16 protein-coding genes are annotated in these 18,837 nt (G+C 41.7%); 12 read left to right on the top strand and 4 right to left on the bottom strand.

The window, feature by feature from the left end; all coding sequences use genetic code 11:
- Positions 1-3: 3 nt before the first annotated feature.
- Positions 4-960, bottom strand: coding sequence for an AAA family ATPase (locus VPNCDNU1_RS24585; protein WP_104402810.1), 957 nt, complete (start codon positions 958-960; stop codon positions 4-6).
- Between the two features lie 272 nt (positions 961-1,232).
- Between VPNCDNU1_RS24585 and VPNCDNU1_RS24590 the strand changes: the two genes are divergently transcribed.
- The 4 genes from VPNCDNU1_RS24590 to VPNCDNU1_RS28930 all read left to right on the top strand — a co-directional run bounded on the left by VPNCDNU1_RS24590 (position 1,233) and on the right by VPNCDNU1_RS28930 (position 4,966).
- Positions 1,233-3,149: a methyl-accepting chemotaxis protein gene (locus VPNCDNU1_RS24590; protein WP_104402811.1), complete on the top strand. Its 1,917-nt coding sequence runs from the start codon at positions 1,233-1,235 to the stop codon at positions 3,147-3,149.
- An 82-nt stretch (positions 3,150-3,231) separates the two neighbouring features.
- A complete protein-coding gene (locus VPNCDNU1_RS24595; protein ID WP_104402812.1) occupies positions 3,232-3,432 on the top strand; it encodes a chromosome partitioning protein ParA in 201 nt (66 codons plus the stop codon).
- Positions 3,433-3,979: 547 nt separating this feature from the next.
- On the top strand, positions 3,980-4,654 hold the full coding sequence (locus VPNCDNU1_RS24600) for a LuxR C-terminal-related transcriptional regulator (RefSeq protein ID WP_371410816.1): 675 nt from the start codon (positions 3,980-3,982) through the stop codon (positions 4,652-4,654).
- A 141-nt stretch (positions 4,655-4,795) separates the two neighbouring features.
- Positions 4,796-4,966, top strand: coding sequence for a hypothetical protein (locus VPNCDNU1_RS28930; protein ID WP_167404883.1), 171 nt, complete (start codon positions 4,796-4,798; stop codon positions 4,964-4,966).
- A 77-nt stretch (positions 4,967-5,043) separates the two neighbouring features.
- Here the strand turns inward: VPNCDNU1_RS28930 and malK are convergent, their stop codons facing one another.
- Positions 5,044-6,153, bottom strand: coding sequence for a maltose/maltodextrin ABC transporter ATP-binding protein MalK (malK, locus tag VPNCDNU1_RS24605; RefSeq protein WP_104402814.1), 1,110 nt, complete (start codon positions 6,151-6,153; stop codon positions 5,044-5,046).
- A gap of 407 nt (positions 6,154-6,560) precedes the next feature.
- On the opposite strand from malK, the gene malE reads away from it, so the two are divergent.
- The 3 genes from malE (at position 6,561) to malG (ending at position 10,299) form a co-directional block, all read left to right on the top strand.
- Positions 6,561-7,742, top strand: a complete 1,182-nt coding sequence (malE, locus tag VPNCDNU1_RS24610) for a maltose/maltodextrin ABC transporter substrate-binding protein MalE (RefSeq protein WP_104402815.1) — start codon at positions 6,561-6,563, stop codon at positions 7,740-7,742.
- An 84-nt stretch (positions 7,743-7,826) separates the two neighbouring features.
- Entirely contained in the window at positions 7,827-9,398 is a 1,572-nt protein-coding gene (gene malF, locus VPNCDNU1_RS24615; RefSeq protein ID WP_104402816.1) for a maltose ABC transporter permease MalF, read from the top strand.
- 10 nt (positions 9,399-9,408) lie between these two features.
- A complete protein-coding gene (malG, locus tag VPNCDNU1_RS24620; protein WP_104402817.1) occupies positions 9,409-10,299 on the top strand; it encodes a maltose ABC transporter permease MalG in 891 nt (296 codons plus the stop codon).
- A 457-nt stretch (positions 10,300-10,756) separates the two neighbouring features.
- Here malG and VPNCDNU1_RS24625 read toward each other — a convergent pair whose 3' ends face one another.
- Together VPNCDNU1_RS24625 and VPNCDNU1_RS24630 are read right to left on the bottom strand one after the other, a co-directional pair.
- Positions 10,757-11,008, bottom strand: coding sequence for a hypothetical protein (locus VPNCDNU1_RS24625; protein ID WP_104402818.1), 252 nt, complete (start codon positions 11,006-11,008; stop codon positions 10,757-10,759).
- Between the two features lie 378 nt (positions 11,009-11,386).
- On the bottom strand, positions 11,387-11,869 hold the full coding sequence (locus VPNCDNU1_RS24630; protein ID WP_104402819.1) for an acyl-CoA thioesterase: 483 nt from the start codon (positions 11,867-11,869) through the stop codon (positions 11,387-11,389).
- Positions 11,870-12,432: 563 nt separating this feature from the next.
- Between VPNCDNU1_RS24630 and VPNCDNU1_RS24635 the strand changes: the two genes are divergently transcribed.
- From VPNCDNU1_RS24635 to VPNCDNU1_RS24655, 5 genes are all read left to right on the top strand, one after another.
- Positions 12,433-13,080: a LuxR C-terminal-related transcriptional regulator gene (locus VPNCDNU1_RS24635; RefSeq protein ID WP_104402820.1), complete on the top strand. Its 648-nt coding sequence runs from the start codon at positions 12,433-12,435 to the stop codon at positions 13,078-13,080.
- 306 nt (positions 13,081-13,386) lie between these two features.
- A complete protein-coding gene (locus tag VPNCDNU1_RS24640; RefSeq protein ID WP_104402821.1) occupies positions 13,387-14,787 on the top strand; it encodes an undecaprenyl-phosphate glucose phosphotransferase in 1,401 nt (466 codons plus the stop codon).
- Between the two features lie 13 nt (positions 14,788-14,800).
- Positions 14,801-16,051, top strand: a complete 1,251-nt coding sequence (locus VPNCDNU1_RS24645; protein WP_104402822.1) for an outer membrane beta-barrel protein — start codon at positions 14,801-14,803, stop codon at positions 16,049-16,051.
- A gap of 8 nt (positions 16,052-16,059) precedes the next feature.
- Complete coding sequence (locus VPNCDNU1_RS24650) at positions 16,060-16,593, top strand: polysaccharide biosynthesis/export family protein (protein ID WP_104402899.1); 534 nt, start codon at positions 16,060-16,062, stop codon at positions 16,591-16,593.
- A 27-nt stretch (positions 16,594-16,620) separates the two neighbouring features.
- Positions 16,621-18,831 carry a GumC family protein gene (locus VPNCDNU1_RS24655; RefSeq protein ID WP_104402823.1) on the top strand — a complete coding sequence of 737 codons (2,211 nt, stop codon included), beginning with the start codon at positions 16,621-16,623 and terminating at the stop codon, positions 18,829-18,831.
- The last annotated feature ends 6 nt before the right edge of the window (positions 18,832-18,837 follow it).

Genomic DNA, 18,837 nt, shown 5'->3' on the forward strand with positions numbered 1-18,837 from the left:
CTCTTACGCGCTGCCGACCAGTGAAAGAATGGTTTTGACGGCATGATTAGCGCTGATGCCTTGTGCTTGCGCAGAATAACTTAATAGCATTCTGTGTCTCAGTACTGGATAAGCCATCGCTTGAACATCTTCTGGCGACACAAAGTCACGACCACTAAGCCAAGCGTGAGCACGAGCGGCTCTGTCTAGCGCAATAGTGGCACGCGGGCTTACACCCATTTCTAGCCATTGAGCAAGCTCATCACTGTATTGACTTGGCTGACGCGTCGCCATCACCAAGCGAATGATGTATTGCTCAATGGACTCTTCCATATGCAGGCTGAGGGCTTCTTTACGCGCAGCAAAAATATCGCGTTGGCTTATCGTGATTTGTTCTGTTTTCTCGTCGCTCAACGCTTCACCACGGTTCAGACGAAGGATAGCCAATTCGCTTTCAGCATCTGGATAATCCACTTCAAGGTGCAGTAGGAAACGATCCAGTTGGGCCTCAGGCAGCGGGTATGTGCCTTCTTGCTCGATTGGGTTTTGTGTCGCAATGACTAAAAAAAGTTCAGGCAGTGAATAGGTTTGGCTGCCAGCAGTTACTTGTCCTTCTGCCATGGCTTCAAGCATAGCGGCTTGGACTTTGGCTGGCGCTCGGTTAATTTCGTCGGCAAGAATCAGTGAATGGAATATGGGACCTTTCTGAAAGGAAAACGATCCAGTTTCTGGTCGATAGATATCCGTGCCTGTCAGGTCGGCAGGCAGTAAGTCTGGTGTGAACTGGACTCGGTGAAAATCACTTTCAATACAGTCGGCTAAACATTTTACGGCGCGCGTTTTCGCTAACCCTGGCGGGCCTTCTACCAAAATGTGACCGTCTGCTAGTAAAGCGACGAGGATTTGCTTTACCAGCTCACTTTGTCCAATGACTTGTGAGTTTAAATGCGTCTGCAATTGTTGAAATAGGTTCACTTGCATGCGTTGAAAGGCTCCAATTTACAAATTAGTCGACAAGTCCGACTAATAAAATCTAAAAAAGTTCAGCAACAAGATATTGGTTCGTTTAGAAAAATCAAGACACTGTGTGTAAATTCATAAAATGCTTACAAGTAATTTGTAATAAAGTCAGTAAAGGTTCTGTATACTCTGTCGATAAGTTACAAACTGTTACCTCCTCCACCTCAAATTGTATTGACAAAATCAAGAGTGCTGGAGACTCCTCCTACCTAAGTTTTTAATAAGGCAATCGTATGTTCGGTTCTCTATCTATGAACATTAAACAAAAGATCGTAATTGGCATGGCATTCGCGGTATTGGCTTCGACCAGTATTGTTGGCTTTATGGCTCAAAACCAAGCGCGTGATGTATTGGAGCATCGCTTGGTTGAAATTGAGCTTCCATCCATGCTTAACCTAGTCAGCTCTGAAGTGGATCAGGAAGTCACCCAGCTTCTCTCAGCTGCGGAGCAAATAGCAAACAACACGTTCATTCAACAAGCTGTTAACTCTACGGAACGAGATCCAGCAACGGAAAAAATGTTGGTTGACCAGCTTAATAATATTCGTAGCCAATACAAATTGAATGATGCATCAGTTGCCAATCGTGATACTGCTTATTATTGGAATCAGAATGGCTTTTTGCGTCAGTTAACCCGTCAGCAAGATGGCTGGTTTTTTGGTTTTACATCATCAGGTCAGGAAACCATGGTGAGTGTATTTACGGAATCGACGGGCGAAGTGAAAATGTTCGCCAACTATCAGATTGTATCTGGTAAGACGATGTCTGGCCTCTCTAAATCTTTAAACGATATGGTTTCTCTATTGAATAGTTTTCAGATAGAGCAATCGGGCTTTGTTTTTTTAACAGATTCGTCGGGAAAGGTTCAGATTCATAAGCAATCTTCAAAATCGGATTCTGATCTAGCGGGTATCTATGGTTCAGAAGCTTCGAAGCTTTTAAATAAATCGGGTTATAACATCGTTCGTGCTCAATATGACGGCAAAGATGTATTTGTTGTAAGCCAATATGTGGCTTCGATGGATTGGTTTATTGTGGCGCAAGTGCCAGTCGAAGAGGTGTTTGCAGAGCTCGATTCTACCGCGCAAAAAATGATGCTGACTACGCTAATTGTTGCTTTGATTTTTGTTGTATTGAGCCTGATTCTTGCGAGCAGTATTACCAAACCTATTAACGTGATTGCGGAGCGTTTCCGCCAGCTAGGTGAAGGCGACGGTAACTTAGCGCAGCGCATAGAAATTAATGGGAATGATGAGATTGCAAAGCTCTCTCAGGGCTTTAATGGCTTTATCGAGAAGATTCATAACTCCGTCAAAGAGGTTGCAGCAACCAGTAACGCTTTGCAGATTGCTGCGGAAGGTGTGGCTGAGAAGTCTCATATTACGCATGACAACAGTCAAAATCAGCGTGACCAGACCATTCAAGTGGTGACTGCTATCAATCAAATGGGTGCAACGATCAGTGAAATTGCTTCCAATGCGGCAACCGCTGCGGAAACGGCAAGTGGCGCAGAATCTAATACGGAAGATGGTCGTGGTGTTGTATTCCGTGCCAAAGATGCGATTAGCCGATTGGCATCGGATATCGACCATATTGGCGGTGTTGTACAGAAGCTGGCTGGAACCACACAAGACATTGGCTCCATACTGGATGTTATTCGCGATATATCGGAGCAAACCAACTTGCTGGCGTTAAATGCAGCCATTGAAGCGGCGCGAGCAGGGGAGCAAGGACGTGGTTTTGCCGTCGTTGCTGATGAAGTGCGAAACCTTGCAAGTCGTACCGCAGATTCGACAGAAGAAATTCAGAAAATGATTAATCAACTTCAAGCGGATGCTCAAGATGCGGTTTCTGCTATGGAAGCTGGTCAAGAAGTGACAATGGAAGGGGTTGAATCGACCGATCAAGCTGTGGAAGTGCTTGGGCGTATTTCAGAGAGCATCAGCGATATTTCTGACCGTAATACTCAGGTGGCAACAGCAACTGAAGAGCAGTCGACGGTGGTTCATACCATTAATGAAAACATTGAAGAGATCAATGCGATTAATGAGCTAACTACAGGCACGGCACAAGAGCTTGCAGATGCGAGCGCAGAGCTTCAGTCGCTATCTAAACGTTTGGATGCCATGGTGAGTAACTTTAAGCTCTAAGGAGTGCAAAGCTTTCATTTCTGCTGGAATCCACGGTGATGAATAGTTAGAATTTAGAAAATTATTTTTAAGGTAGTACGTTATGAGTGATTTCGATAAAGATCTGGCCGCAATGACCGAAGAGGTCGTCAGTGAACCTGAAGTAAAACTTCCTTCTTTGGAAGAGCAACGAGAAATTGTTGCTAAATTAAAAGAACTTGAAGCGGAAGGGAAATTGACTCCTGAGATCATGGAAGAGTACTTCGGCAAATTTTCTGAAAAAGGCACCAAGCCAGTTCATTAGAAACTTCTCTAACGTGGATATAGAGTATAAAAGCGCCTGAATAGGCGCTTTTATTTTAGCGAGCCTTTGAGTTTATCATGCAGTATTATCGATGCTTGATTTTTTTGTTTTGAGACTACTTCAATATATAACAGTATGAACGACCATTTATTTGAACCAAGTTCACCAATGTGAATCTGAGTTTTGCATGTTCACTCAATTTTCTATTAATTGATATTAAAATCAATACCAATATAAGCCATAAAGTGGATAATGATATTATGGGTGGGCAAGACAGCATTCTAAATAATAACGCTTTAAGTGATATCTAGAATTAAATATAAGCAAGAATTAGTGATTCTTGTCACTTTATTAATGGGTTCTCCATTCGATAAAGTTATTCGAACAGAATTCGAAATATAGAATAAAAGACATTTCTCACAAATGAGACTCTCATATAATCAATAGCTTAAGTGTTGTGGTTATACGCATTTTGTTGTATTTGAAGTGTGTGCCTTGACATTGCCGTTTATATTTATAACGTATACAGCTCAGCCCGGTTGGCAAAATAATTAAAAGGAACACTGTGGTGTTTACTCTAATAACAAATAACACAATGCAATCACAGCTACTTCAGCGGTCTTTAGAAGAAAAACTGCACATATATGTGAAAGCTTTACAGCTCAATTCGATATTAGAAGACAGAGAGTTTGGTTTATCTCTCGAGGCAGATAACTTTGTTGTTATTGACATGAGTGCTATTAATTCTGGTTTTTTGCCAAAGTATTTGCAGTACAAAAATCGCTACTTTCCACAAAGCCAAGAAGTTTTACTGAATTGCGAGAAAGATATCGATTCAAGAAAACTGTTGGATTGGACGAACTTGGTGGGCGTGTTCTATTTGGATGATGATATTGATACGCTATCAAAAGGCATGAGTGCCATTCAAAACGGTGAGATGTGGTTAAGCCGTAAGTTAGCTCAAGAATACATAATGTATTATCGGCAGCGCCAAAAGAGCACCACTAACGCGCTTTATTCAAAACTGACTCGCCGAGAACAACAGATCATTCGACATTTGGCTAAGGGGGCAACGAACACAGAGATTGCAGACAAACTGTTCGTTAGTGAAAATACGGTCAAAACACATTTGCATAACTTATTTAAGAAAATCCATGCAAAAAATCGTCTTCAAGCTTTGATTTGGGCAAAAGAAAACATTAGCCAAGAAGAATTAGTTTAACGACTTTGCTCCTCCCACAAAAAGATGGGCTATGATTATGATATAGCTTTCCTAAGAACTTTTATTTGGGTGGTATAGCCCCCAAAATCTGTAGATTGATGATGGTGTTTAGGAATAGAGTGGATTTTGGGGAGCACAGTGATGGCTGACAAAGAGCATGAAACGAATATTGATGACAAAGCTCTCGATCGAAATAAAGATGTGAATTGGGTGGATAAAATTGAATCATTGATTTTGCGTCTTGAACAATCTAACCAAACACTTCACGAAGAAGTGTATAACCGCATAAAGTGGTCTGATACTTCGAGTTAGCTGTTAAAGGGATAATCAACATCAACCTTGCTTGGTAGTTACTATGACTTCCAAGTCCGCCAGAAGCCATATTGTTCTTAAACACCTTTCTCTTTGTACAAACGCTGGCACGCTCCCCCATCTTTGTGGAACAAGTGGCATCGATGAGCAGGAATTCCAATAGTAAAAGGTTGGTTGGGCTCTACCTCAATGGTATCTGGCGCTCTATAAATGACTTGAGTACCTGAATCATTCAAGCTTAGGTAGATTTGCGTTTCATTTCCTAGTTTTTCAACCGCTTGAACCGTACCATTCATAATATGATCCGATACTGAATGCTCTACAAGGTGTTCTGGTCTTATACCCATTGTCATCTTTTCACCAGAGCGCACCGTGGACCCATCTACTTGAATCCAAAAGGCTTGACCTTCCTCTGTCTGAATCAAAACTCGATTTGATTCGGCTTTTTCTATTTTTACATCAATAAAGTTCATCGTTGGTGAACCGATGAATCCTGCGACAAATTGATTTTTAGGGTAATGATAAAGTTCTAGAGGTTTTCCTATCTGAGAAACATAACCTGAATCCAAAACCACAATTTTATCTGCCATTGTCATAGCTTCGACTTGATCGTGGGTTACGTAGATCATTGTGCAGCCAAGTTGGCGTTGCAGTTTAGTGATCTCACTTCGCATTTGGACTCTTAATGCAGCATCCAGATTAGAAAGTGGCTCATCTAGCAGAAAAACGTCTGGTTGCGAAACCAGCGTGCGTCCGATTGCCACGCGTTGACGTTGACCGCCGGACAGAGCTTTAGGCTGGCGATGGAGTAGTGGCGTTAATTGCAAAATATCAGCAGCTTCAGTGACTCGTTTCTTTATTTCGTTTTTATTGGCTTTAGCTAATTTGAGACCAAATGACATGTTGTCGAATAAATTGAGGTGAGGGTAGAGTGCATAAGATTGAAAGACCATTCCCACTCCACGTTTTGATGGCTCAATATCGTTCATTCTTTTGTCGCCAATGTAGAGATCGCCTGATGTAATGTCTTCAAGCCCAGCGATACATCGAAGTAATGTCGACTTTCCACAGCCTGACGGTCCTACGAATACGACAAACTCTCCCTGTTCAACTTCTAAGTCGATATTTTTTGAGATAAGTATGTCACCATAAGCTTTTGACACGTTTTTAAGCGTAACGCTCGCCATATCGCTTTCCTTAGATTAACCTTTTGAGCTATAAAGATTTTTCGAGATTAGAGGTTTTTTAAAATATCAAAGACCTTCAGAAGCCTCAAAAATAATTGTGCTTGTTGATTCACTATAATGACCGATTGCGAAATAAAATGGATCATCCTAAGTGAGTGGGGAATAGGGGGAGTAGTCAAGGAGGAGACCCCGCGTACATTCAACAATCCTTAACGTGCCTAGAAATTAGTGGGCGAGGTGGAAGTCACAGAATCTTCACATTTTGTGATCTGGAGTTATTGATAAATACAATGACGGTCACGAAACGCCAGTGTCTGAGGGAAGGCGTAGCATTTAGGATGATGATGTTTCCCTACCGTTCGAGCACTATTATCCGCGTACCTCTACATATTAAAAAGGATAACTATATGAAAGCTCCAGTTCGTGCATTTGCGCTTTGCACCCTTGCTTCTCTTGGTTCTTTCGCTGCAAGTGCGGCTATTGAAGAAGGGCAGTTAACGATTTGGATTAACGGTGACAAGGGTTACAACGGTTTAGCCGAAGTGGGCAAGCAGTTTGAGGAGGATACTGGCATCAAGGTGACGGTTGCGCACCCAGATTCTTTGCAAGACAAGTTTCCGCAAACTGCATCTACTGGAGATGGACCCGATATTGTTTTTTGGGCGCACGACCGTTTTGGTGGTTATGCAGAATCCGGTTTATTAGTTGAAGTAAACCCGTCCAAGGAAATCAAAGAAGGCATTGTCGATTTTGCATGGGATGCGGTTACTTACAAAGGTAAATTCATTGGTTACCCAGTCGCTGTCGAATCTTTATCTCTGATTTACAATAAAGATTTACTGCCGAACCCTCCTCAAAACTGGGAGGAGATGGAAACACTTAATGCAAAACTAAAGAAAGACGGTAAATCTGCCATTATGTGGAACCTAAAAGAACCTTACTTCACATGGCCACTAATGGCGGCGGATGGTGGTTATGCGTTTAAGAGTACAATAGGTGGCTACGACGTAAAAGATGCCGGCATCAATAAAGAAGGCGTAGCGGCAGCAATGAACTTTGTTAAATCGCTGGCTGATAAAGGTGTGATTTCTCCAGATATGGATTATTCGGTGTCTGAGTCGGAGTTCAACAAAGGCAACGTTGCAATGACAATTAACGGACCTTGGGCTTGGGGGAATATTGAGAAATCGGGCATCAATTACGGGGTAGCGACACTTCCAAAATTCAATGGTCAGCCATCCAAACCGTTTGTTGGTGTATTAACTGCAGGTATCAGTACAGCTTCTCCAAATAAAGATTTAGCGGTTGAATTTATTGAAAGCTACTTACTGACAAACGAAGGCTTACGTACCATCAATAACGACAAACCTCTAGGTGCCGTAGCGTTAAACACATTCCAACAAGAGATTGCGAAGGACAAGCGTATAGCGGCGACGATGATCAATGCGCAAAACGGAGAGGTTATGCCTAATATTCCTCAAATGAACGCGTTCTGGAGCTCTGCAAAAAATGCGGTGATTAACATTGTCGACGGTCGCCAGGGCGTAGAGGCGGCATTGAGTGACGCTGAGAAACAAATGACCAAGTAACCCGACAGGGTTGTAAGTCTATTGCATCACTGCGTCTAAGTAGTGGTGCTAATTATCTTCCTTTGCTGCACTGCGAGTCTTTATATGCCGTCATTTTCTAACACTGAATCGTTGAGCGAAACGGTATCCTCACGTTCTTTCTCAGCACGACTTATCATCAAATGGTTGGTGTTGTGGGGGATTTCTTTAGTTAACGGTTACGCCAGTATTCTAATGTATGTTCAAGGTGAGTTTGCTTTTGCGATACTCACAGTTGTGTTAACCGCGCTTGCCGTTGCAATTTTTGGTAATAAGAAAACCTACGCGCATCGATATATCTACCCGGGTGTCGCGGGGATGATTTTGTTTGTTGTATTTCCTTTGGTTTACACCGTTGGCTTAGCGTTGACTAATTACAGCGCGAAGAACCAGCTTTCATTCGAACGAGCTCAATCTGTTCTACTTGGACAAACTTTTCAAAGCGGGGAGAGCTACCCATTTCAACTGCACAGCTCTGAGATTGGTTACCAGATATTTGTTGATCAATCGGGGAAATGGGCGGCATCACCAGCTATCGATTTTGACAACATAACATCGACTGTCATCCAGCTGCATCCTGTTGCGAAACCAATGGGAAGCAAAGAGAAAATGAAAACCGTCATAAAGCACCGTAAGACACTCTCTACGCTAACCCTTACGCTACCAAACGGTGACGAAGTGACAATGAACGGGTTGAGAAAGTTTGGTGCGGTACAACCTAAGTATTATCTGCTTGAAGACCAGAGAACGCTGGTCAACCAAGAAACCCAACAAACACTAAAGCCCAACGACGACATTGGTTACTATCAAGTGTTTTCAAACGGCAAATTCAAAGGTGATCCTGTTTCCCCTGGGTATGTGGTGAACATCGGAACCGACAACTTTGAGCGTGTTTGGAAAGATGAAGGAATAAAGGAACCGTTTATCAATATCTTTATTTGGACGATAGTATTTTCGGTTTGTACGGTGGTGTTCACCCTGTTTATTGGCTTGATATTAGCGAGCGTTGTTCAGTGGGAGGCATTAAGGGGGAGAGCCGTTTACAGAGTTATGCTGATCCTCCCTTATGCGGTCCCGTCTTTCATTTCTATCCTCATCTTTAAAGGATTATTCAACCAAAGCTTCGGTGAGATAAACATGGTGTTGAATGCGCTTTTTGGGATCAGCCCTACTTGGTTCTCTGATCCCATTTTAGCCAAAACCATGGTGCTGGTTGTGAACACGTGGTTGGGTTTCCCGTATATGATGATTTTATGCATGGGTTTATTAAAAGCCATTCCTGCTGATTTGTATGAAGCCTCTGCTATTGATGGCGCTGGTCCTATAAAGAACTTTGTCCATATCACGCTGCCGTTGATGATGCGACCACTAACACCGCTGCTAATTGCGACATTTGCTTTCAATTTTAATAACTTTGTTATGATTATGCTGCTAACAGAAGGTGGACCCAATCGCATCGGAACGTCAGAACCTGCTGGTTATACCGACTTGTTGGTAAGCTATACCTATCGAATTGCGTTTGAAGGGTCTGGTGGACAAGATTTTGGTCTTGCTAGCGCAATAGCAACACTGATTTTCCTATTGGTGGGTGGGCTGGCTCTCCTTAATCTTAAATTTACCAAACTGTCTGAGCGTTAGGAGTAGAGTTATGCCGATGGTACAAGGACAATCGCTGAAATACAGAGTTTGGGCAACGCACATTGCGCTTTGGCTTTTTCTGGCTCTGATTCTATTCCCGCTAGTTATGGTCATTGCTATTTCTTTACGCGAAGGCAATTTTGCAACAGGGGAAATTATTCCTTCAAGCCCATCTCTAGAACACTGGAAGTTGGCGCTTGGGTTTACGGTGGCTCACGCCGATGGCTCTGCGACACCGCCTCCATTCCCTGTTTTGTTGTGGTTATGGAACTCAGTCAAGGTGGCCGCAATCAGCTCGGTGCTTATTGTGGCGTTGTCGACGACATCTGCTTATGCGTTTGCAAGGCTAAAATTTGGTGGGAAAACAACCTTATTGAAAGCAATGATGATCTTTCAGATGTTTCCAGCTGTATTGGCTCTGGTGGCTTTGTATGCGTTGTTTGATAGGTTGGGGCAGTACATACCATTTGTGGGTCTAAATACACACGGTGGGCTAATATTTTCCTACTTAGGCGGTATTACCTTGCATGTTTGGACGATTAAAGGCTATTTCGAAACAATTGACTCATCATTGGAAGAAGCGGCGGCCCTAGATGGTGCAACACCATGGCAAGCTTTCAGGTTGGTTTTACTGCCACTTTCTGTGCCTATTCTCGCCGTTGTATTTATTTTGGCATTCATAGCTGCAATTACCGAAGTTCCTGTTGCATCCTTGCTTCTTTCCGATGTTGAAACCTATACTTTAGCTGTTGGTATGCAACAATACTTATACCCGCAAAATTATCTATGGGGAGACTTTGCTGCTGCGGCGGTTTTATCTGCTATTCCAATTACTATCGTGTTCTTACTGGCGCAGAGATGGCTTATTGGAGGATTGACAGCGGGAGGAGTTAAAGGATAATAGGAGTTCGTGAATTATTCACGAATATAATAATCTGTGTACTATCAACGTATTGGTTTGGCCGCTGATCAGTTGATTTAAGTACGCTGCAAATTACTTGGTTACGCATAGCTGGCTGTTAGCTAAGTTCCTTACATATTTGTCTAACAGTTTTTGTAACGATAGCCCGAGCTCTGAGCTTGGGCTTTTTATTGCAACAACTTTTTTAGTACAAACAAGAGCGCGGATAACAAACTCTCAAACCTTCACTCGTGGCTTTATAATTGATAGTGAAGATCAAATGTTAAATAGAAAGAATGAGAGATTGATTCAATATAGCAGGAATTGTTTGTGTGCAAAGCTGATTTGAAAGTAAGTAACTAACTTATCAAAAAAATTGCGGGGCAGTTCAATCTAATTAATGAGAAAGTTGTAAATTTAAATTGAGTGTAATGACTATCACTCTATTTGAGTTGGTTCAAAGTGCTCTGTCATACAAACATTCACGGTTGGAAGGCGCCCAGCCAAGATGTCGCATTAATACGTAAATGCTCTCTTGATCAAGAGCTACCCGTCGAAATAAATCCGCAAAAACATCATCTCCACCAAAGCAAGTCCGGATGTAGTGATTAATCTCATAGGATTGATAACCTTCAGCATAAAGCGTACGAACCCACTGGTACTCAACGGATTTCAAATCTTTGATTGTTTGTTCACTTAATTTAATCATTGCTCAATTTACTGTGCGCCAAACCGAATGATGATAGTTCGAGAGTATTGAGTATTAGAGCAAAGAAAGATGAAACATTGATGACAGCAGCTTCAAAAGTTGTGGCATCTAGATTTTATACTCAAACAACTTCTAGAGACAGGATCCAGATCTCTACGTTCTGTTTCAATTCAAGCCGCACTATTCATAAAGAACTTGGAATGACGAGTTCTTTCCAAGTTCTTTGACGATGAAATTAGACAGAAGATAAACGCCAAAGGGCGAGCTTGCGTTGAGCTAATTTGGATAGGAAGAAATTTGGATCATATTCACATAAAATTAACCAAAAAAAGTTTGCATCAGAAGACTTCTTTCGAGCATGAGCTGAAGATTAAATTTCTATTTGTCCTTTACGTGTGCTTCCATCTCAGCACCAATTTGCTTCCTCATATCCATTAGTCGAATAGCAGACTCGCGAAGTTCAATATCCTTCGCATCTGTAGGTACCCATTCAGGCACTTGGGTTGGCTGCCCGTTTTCATCCACGGCTACCATGATGACGATGCAGTGCGTAGTAAGTATTTTGGAAGCGGATTTTGGGTCACCAGCCTGTACATCAAGAGCAATGTGCATCGAGCTACGACCTGTGTATATAACCTTGGCTGTGACTTCGACAAGGTTACCTACGCGAATGGGGGCAACAAATCGTATACCACCCGCATAAGCGGTAATGCAATATTTTCCGCTCCACCCAGCAGCACACGCATAAGCCGCCAAATCAATCCATTTCATAACGGCGCCACCATGGACTTTTCCACCAAAGTTAACGTCTGTGGGTTCTGCTAGAAAGCGCAGGGTAATTTCTCGTTGGCTGTTACTCATAATTTCCAGTCGTAATGCTTAAAACTTAAGTGTAGTTCATGGGGTTCCTATTGGTCTGTGATACCAATAACTATGGGAAAAATTAATTTCAAGAAAAATGAAATATATCAACAATAAATTTCATATACCTGTGCGACTATCTTTAAATTTGCGTGGGACCTCAAAAATTAGCGATGTTTTAATATTAGTGTATTCATAGAATATCGTACCGTCTCTGCATGAGACGAAATTCTAGTACTTTTGGGCTGAGGTTTCGAAAATGCACTAATATTCTAATGCTAGACTTAGTAATGCATTAGAAAGTGTAAGTAAATAGTCGAGTTTTATAAATACAACAAGATTCTTAGAGGGTATCTATCGTCTCAATAGTAAGAAAGCAGTTATAAAACGATATATATAGAATGGATTTTTTTGCAAAGTCACTTGTCGATTGTATACTCTCAAGTTTCTGCTTACTTTATTAAGTCGGTTGACTAGATAAGAATGATGCTGGAAAACAATGAGTACGGAGATACTCCTACAAAAAAGGCATTAACATAGACTGATGGGAAACTGGTATTAGTATGGATAACACAAGTAATAAAGCTAATATAATATTCATTACCAACAAGAACATTCAAAGTAACTATTTCAAAAGTTATGTTGAATCACACGTCCCATTATTGGTGACAGTAGTAGATTATGATGGCTTGGAAAGCGAACTGCTCATGGGAGAGGAGTTTATCGCACTTGTGGATTTGAGTGTTAAGGATAACATTGATTGGGTCGCTTCGGCGCTGGCTAAATCTGAGGGGCTTACCGCTGTTGTTTTGCTTAATAGCGAGCAAGACATTGAATTTAAAGAATTAGTTAAATGGAAAAAGCTTCATGGGTGCTTTGGGGCAAGAGATGATCTTGAAAGCGTATGCAATGGGTTGCTCTCAATTTCCCAAGGTGAAAATTGGTTACCTCGAAAAGTAATCAATCAGCTATTGAGCTTTTATCAAAAAAATGACTCAAGCTACATGGAAGATGAGGCAATTCAAGTAGATTTGACCCGCAGAGAAATAGAAATCCTCGAAACGTTAAAAACGGGGGAATCTAATATAGAAATTGCGGATAAGTTATTCATAAGTGAGCATACTATCAAATCGCATTTATATAATATCTTTAAAAAAATAGAAGTTAAAAATCGCCTTCAAGCAATGGCTTGGGCGAAGAAACACTTATAATCTGATTCTCACTGTAGTCAGGTGATGTTTAGGCACTAAATTAGGATGAAATGAAGTACTACTTTTGGTGCCTGACAAAATCATTCTTTTAACCACTTAAATAATTTCAATTTTTCGATAAATTATCTACCGAATTAACAATCATAATAACTAGTCGCGTAGCTCTTTTAGGCTTTTACGATTACACTTACCAAACAAAGCATAATTATCTGTGTTGTCACGTTGGTTAAGTCGTATTTCGTATGGAAAAGGGGTGCGCAAATTCTGTGTACTTTAAATCAACACAACTAGCGGTCAGATATGGATATGGAAAAAAAGGGCTTGATCCGCTCTTATGAAACTGAATTTGCATTTTTATTTCGTTTAGCTGACATCGGAATTATAGGTGGGTCGCTTTTTGTATTAACCCTCTTTTATGTCGGTGAATTCAATCGCGATTATAACTTGATCGGTGTTATCGCAATTATTTCCTACCTCTTGGGTGCCGAAAGCGCCAACTTATATCGCTCATGGCGAACCAACACATTACGAGAGCAGTGCCAACTTACGTTACTTCCTTGGTTTATTGCCACGGTTATTCTCCTAGCTCTTGGCTACTTCACTAAAACAGGCGTAGATTTTTCACGTGTTGTTATAGGTGCGTGGTTTATCGTTGCTCCTATTCTGTTAATGCTTTGGCGTTGCGTTTACCGAATTGTATTGTTGAACCTACGTAAACAAGGTTTCAATACGCGTCGTGCCGTTATTATCGGCTTTACTGAGCATGGTCTTAAGCTTGCGCGTGAAATTGAACGCAACAACCAGCATGGTGTCGTATTGGATGGCTTTTACGATGAACGAAATGCAGAGCGCTTACAAAAATCAACCTCATATAAGATATTGGGCAATGTAGAGAAAGCATTGGAACGTGCAAAAAATGGCGAGATAGAGCATGTTTATATCGCAATGCCATTACATGCCAATAAGCGAATCTCCGACTTTCTAGCACGTTTTTCTGATACGACTGCCAATACTTACCTAGTACCCGATTTCTTTACATATAACCTTTTGCACTCTCGATGGCACCACATTGGTGACGTCCACACTTTAAGTGTTTTCGACACACCGTTTAATGGCTTTTCTTCGTGGATTAAACGTGTGGAAGATATCGTTCTGTCTTCCATCATTCTCCTGATGATTTCGCCTGTCTTAGCTGTGGTTGCATTGGGTGTGAAGCTCTCTTCTCCTGGACCCGTTTTATTTAAACAAGATCGGTATGGATTGGATGGGAGAAAGATCAAAGTGTGGAAGTTCCGTTCAATGAAAGTGATGGATAACGGCACAGTGGTTAAGCAAGCCACAAAGAACGACCCACGAGTCACTCGCTTCGGTTCCTTTATTCGTCGAACATCTCTTGACGAGCTTCCTCAGTTTTTTAATGTTCTTCAGGGTTCTATGTCGATCGTAGGACCTCGCCCACATGCAGTGAGCCACAATGAAGAATTTCGCCAAATTGTTGATAGGTATATGTTACGCCATAAGGTTAAGCCGGGTATTACAGGTTGGGCACAAGTAAACGGATACCGCGGCGAAACGGATACTATCGATAAAATGGAAAAACGCGTTGAGTTCGATTTGGCCTATATCCAAAACTGGTCATTTGGAATGGATCTAAAGATCGTATTTCTGACTATATTTAAAGGGTTCACTGGCAAAGCAGCTTACTAAAACCGAGTACCTTATGACGATGAAATATTCCTTGAAAAAGTCCCTTTGTTTGGTGTTCGGAGTAATAGCCTTTGCCCATAGTGCCACCTTAGCTGCAGAGCCTTTTTTAACTGAGTCGGGGATAGAGATTGCGCCTGGAGTTAAAGCGAAATTCGGACAAAATGATAATTTGTTGCGTACGTCTGAGTCGGAAAACGCAGTATCCACTTCGTTTTTAGTTATAGATCCAAGTGTTTCTGTCCGGTTTCAACCTCGCGAACACGAATTCTTATTGTCTTACAAAATCAGTGATGGTCGCTATTTCTCTAGCTCAAGAGATGATTTCACAGATCACTTCTTCGAAAGTAAAAATACGTTGAAGTTAGGATTTCGCCATGCTGTCCGTGCCGATTTTCGTATTGCCAAACTTCATGAAGCCCGAGGTACAGGCTTGAGTGAAGGGGATGGAACTTCAACTGCTATCGATAGCCCTCTGGATTATCTTCAGCGTTCTGCTGTGACTACCTACACCTATGGTGCGAGCGGAGCAAAAGGGCAAATAGAGACCAAGCTTGGTTACAACGATCTTGAATACAAGAATTTTCGGGATCTCGGCGTCTCGAACGATGGTAGGAGCACACGTTTTAGAGATTATGACAATCGCTACGCTGGGCTGAAGTTTTCCTATCAATGGCTTGCCAATACTAAAGCTACTTTAGAGTATGAGTTCGCGAAGAAAACCTATGCACTTACCGCAAATGGTGTGCCTTCCCAAGACAGTAATACGAATAGTTATTTTGTAGGTTTGGAGTGGGATCCTACTGGGAAAATAAAAGGCTATGCAAAGATTGGTCTGCAAGATAAAGACTTTACTGACGCAAAGCGTGAAGATTTTACTGGTTTGAGCTGGTTAGTTGGGGTGGATTGGAATCCGTTATATCACTCTACTTGGAGCATTAAAACCGAACAGGTTGCCAGAGACCCGGATCAAGATGGTGACTACGTCAAAGACACGAATCTTAGTGTCGGCTGGAAACACTATTGGCGCCCACAGATATACACCAGAGCCGTCGTGGTGGCTCAATCTCAAGAATATACCGGTGCCTTCCAGAATGGTGTGTTAAGAGATGATAAGTCTTTTGAGTGGTCGGCGAATATTGGATATGAATTTAGTGAATTAGTCGACTTCTTCGTTGGAGTCAGAAAAACAAATAAAACATCGAGCTGGGAAGGGTATGGCTACGACCAAACGGTATGGTCAGTTTCTGGTTCTATTGCATATTAGTTGGGGTTATGAATAAAACATTTTTATCTTTGGTAGCACTATTACTGCTGCTTCCGCTTAAGGCATTTTCAGCGTCTTTTGCGACTACATACCAAATTGGACCTGGTGATCGTATTCAGATAAGTGTTTACGGAGAGCCAGATCTATCGTTCGACGAATTGTTGATCAATTCAAGTGGAACCTTTGATTACCCATATTTGGGTGAAATGACCGCAAAAGGACAAACAGCACAACAACTCAAGCTTGCTATTGAAAAGGGGTTAAAGGGAGATTACCTGATAACGCCTAAGGTAATGGTTAACTTTATTTCATTCCGAGAGATTTATGTCAACGGCGAAGTTAAAAAGCCCGGAGGCTATGAATACCAACCTGGACTTACGGTAGATAAAGCTATAGCGCTTGCTGGTGGCTTTACTGATAGAGCAGCACGCAAAAAAATCAACATAACGCCGAATGGCGACGGAGGAACGCAGAAAGGCGTTTCGTTGAGTAAAGCGGTTAATCCTGGTGACATCATTGTCATTGAGCAAAGTTTTTTCTAATCCAACAAGAATCAGAATTCAAAATTTATGATAGTTAAAAGCGATGACTTAAAGCGCAATGACGAGTTCATTGACCTAAGTAAATACATTCAGTTAGTAAAACAAAATCTATTGTCCGTTGTAGCATTTACCCTTTTTGTTGTGGTTTTAGTCACTTTTTATGTTCTTACCATAACGCCAGAATATAAAGCGACGTCCACTTTGTTAATTGAAAATCAGCAAAATAAAGTGATTTCGATTGAGCAAGTGGTTGGCGTTGACACCAGTAAGCAAGAGTATTATCAAACCCAGTATGAAATTATTCGATCAAACCGGATTGCAGAGAAGGTCATTAGCGAGCTGGGTATTGGTGTTATCGACGCGAATGTTGTCGAAACTGATCAGTCAGAGCCAAGTGGAATCAAGGCATTTATTAAAGATGTAAAGAACGCTTTCTATGATCTACCGCTGTTGTCCGATTATATCCAAAAACCTCGCCCTATTCTTGAAGAGCAACTCAGAGATAGTCATCGCCAGACTATTCTTCGTGAATTCAAGCGTAACCTATCTGTCAGCCCAGTAAAAGATACTCAGCTAGTCAGCATCACGTATCTTTCGAATGATCCGCTACTGGCTGCAAATGTCGCGAATGCAGTTGGTGAGGCCTATATTCAAAACCATATTGAATCGCAACTGGAAGCAAATCAGCAAGCGTCTCTTTGGATCAACTCTCGCCTTGGAGAGCTTGAACAACAGCTGGAATCATCCGAACGAAAGTTGGCGAGTTTTATGGAACGTGAAGGTCTTGTTGATGCCGCAGGTATTGATGGGTTAGCTACGACGGAGCTAACCAACCTCACCAATCAACTTTCTGAAGCAAGAGATCGAAGATTAGCTGCTGACTCTTTGTATTCAGTCCTTCAAAAAAACAGCAGCGCAGACATCTCAAGTTTATACGCCATTAAGCAAGTGTCTAATCATCCACAAATTCGGGATATTCGATCTAACGAAGTTGATGCTGAAAAGCGAGTCTTTGAGCTATCAAAACGATACGGTCCCAAGCATGACAAGATGATTCGTGCAAAGGCTGAATTGAACGCATTACAAAGTCGTTCGACTAAGATTCTTAGACAGCTTGTTGTAGGAATAGAGAAAGAGCTTTCGACCGCCCTAGAGCAAGAAAGAGGGTTAAAAAGAGAGTTAGAATCGAAGAAAAAGGAATTCCAGTCCGTCACGTTAAAGAAAGCGGAATTTGAAACCCGCAGACGAGAAGTGGAAACCAACCGACAGTTGTATGATCTGTTTTTAACACGCCAAAAAGAAACTTCGGCAACCAGTGATTACCAAAATGCTATTGCCCGTTTTACTGACAAAGCCAATATACCTTTGGTGCCTGCTAAGCCTCGAAAAGTCTTGATTATCTTGATTGCTGCGATCGGTGCCTTTGTATTTGGGTTAGCGATGGCGTTTATTCTAGAAGCGATGAGAAACACCTTTGAAAGACGTGTTGATGTTGAAAACAAAGTCGGGCTTTCTGGTCTAGGTAGTGTTCCAAAGATCAAAGCGAAAAAATACCGCAAAGAAAAAATCGGCGCAGAGCTTTTCTTGGATAAGGAGCACAAAGAGTTTGGTGAATCGATACGGAGTATTCGTACTTCCCTCAAGTTAACCCTTATGCAGAACAAGCGTAAGTGTGTTGCGGTCACTTCTTCGGTCCCTGGCGAAGGGAAAACAACGGTATCCGTTAGCTTAGCTGAATCATTCGCTGCAATGGAAAAAGTGCTTCTTATCGACTGTGATCTTCGTAAACCATCGGTTGGAGAGCGTTTCAACCTTAGTAACGCACAACCTGGGATGACGAATTACTTGCTGATGGGCGCTGAACTTGAGGATTGTATCTATCATCATGAGGAATCAGGATTAGATGTAATGACATCTGGTCTGCTAATCCCCAACCCTCAGGAGTTGCTTGGCTCAGATCAATACAAAGAAATGATTGAATTGCTGAGTGATAAGTACGACCGAATAATAATAGATACACCACCAGTGAATGTCGTTACAGACCCAATGCTGGTTGCCAATGTGACTACCTCCTGCGTAATGGTTGTTAAAGCCAATAGCACAAAAGTAAATCAGTTGAATTTCGCCATCTCTAGAATGCTTAAATACAAGAGCGTCATTGAAGGTGTCATTTTAAATCAAGATCAGAGTAAAACTCAGGATGCTTACCAGTACTACGGTACTTACGAGCAAAGCTAGGTCAAA

The organism is Vibrio penaeicida (assembly GCF_002933855.1).
Lineage (GTDB): Bacteria > Pseudomonadota > Gammaproteobacteria > Enterobacterales > Vibrionaceae > Vibrio > Vibrio penaeicida_A.

Bases quoted from the DNA above. Each gene is read 5' to 3' on its own strand.
- VPNCDNU1_RS24585 (WP_104402810.1), bottom strand. From the start codon at position 960: ATGCAAGTGAACCTATTTCAACAATTGCAGACGCATTTAAACTCACAA.
- VPNCDNU1_RS24590 (WP_104402811.1), top strand. From the start codon at position 1,233: ATGTTCGGTTCTCTATCTATGAACATTAAACAAAAGATCGTAATTGGC.
- VPNCDNU1_RS24595 (WP_104402812.1), top strand. From the start codon at position 3,232: ATGAGTGATTTCGATAAAGATCTGGCCGCAATGACCGAAGAGGTCGTC.
- VPNCDNU1_RS28930 (WP_167404883.1), top strand. From the start codon at position 4,796: ATGGCTGACAAAGAGCATGAAACGAATATTGATGACAAAGCTCTCGAT.
- malK (WP_104402814.1), bottom strand. From the start codon at position 6,153: ATGGCGAGCGTTACGCTTAAAAACGTGTCAAAAGCTTATGGTGACATA.
- malE (WP_104402815.1), top strand. From the start codon at position 6,561: ATGAAAGCTCCAGTTCGTGCATTTGCGCTTTGCACCCTTGCTTCTCTT.
- malF (WP_104402816.1), top strand. From the start codon at position 7,827: ATGCCGTCATTTTCTAACACTGAATCGTTGAGCGAAACGGTATCCTCA.
- malG (WP_104402817.1), top strand. From the start codon at position 9,409: ATGCCGATGGTACAAGGACAATCGCTGAAATACAGAGTTTGGGCAACG.
- VPNCDNU1_RS24625 (WP_104402818.1), bottom strand. From the start codon at position 11,008: ATGATTAAATTAAGTGAACAAACAATCAAAGATTTGAAATCCGTTGAG.
- VPNCDNU1_RS24630 (WP_104402819.1), bottom strand. From the start codon at position 11,869: ATGAGTAACAGCCAACGAGAAATTACCCTGCGCTTTCTAGCAGAACCC.
- VPNCDNU1_RS24635 (WP_104402820.1), top strand. From the start codon at position 12,433: ATGGATAACACAAGTAATAAAGCTAATATAATATTCATTACCAACAAG.
- VPNCDNU1_RS24640 (WP_104402821.1), top strand. From the start codon at position 13,387: ATGGAAAAAAAGGGCTTGATCCGCTCTTATGAAACTGAATTTGCATTT.
- VPNCDNU1_RS24645 (WP_104402822.1), top strand. From the start codon at position 14,801: ATGACGATGAAATATTCCTTGAAAAAGTCCCTTTGTTTGGTGTTCGGA.
- VPNCDNU1_RS24650 (WP_104402899.1), top strand. From the start codon at position 16,060: ATGAATAAAACATTTTTATCTTTGGTAGCACTATTACTGCTGCTTCCG.
- VPNCDNU1_RS24655 (WP_104402823.1), top strand. From the start codon at position 16,621: ATGATAGTTAAAAGCGATGACTTAAAGCGCAATGACGAGTTCATTGAC.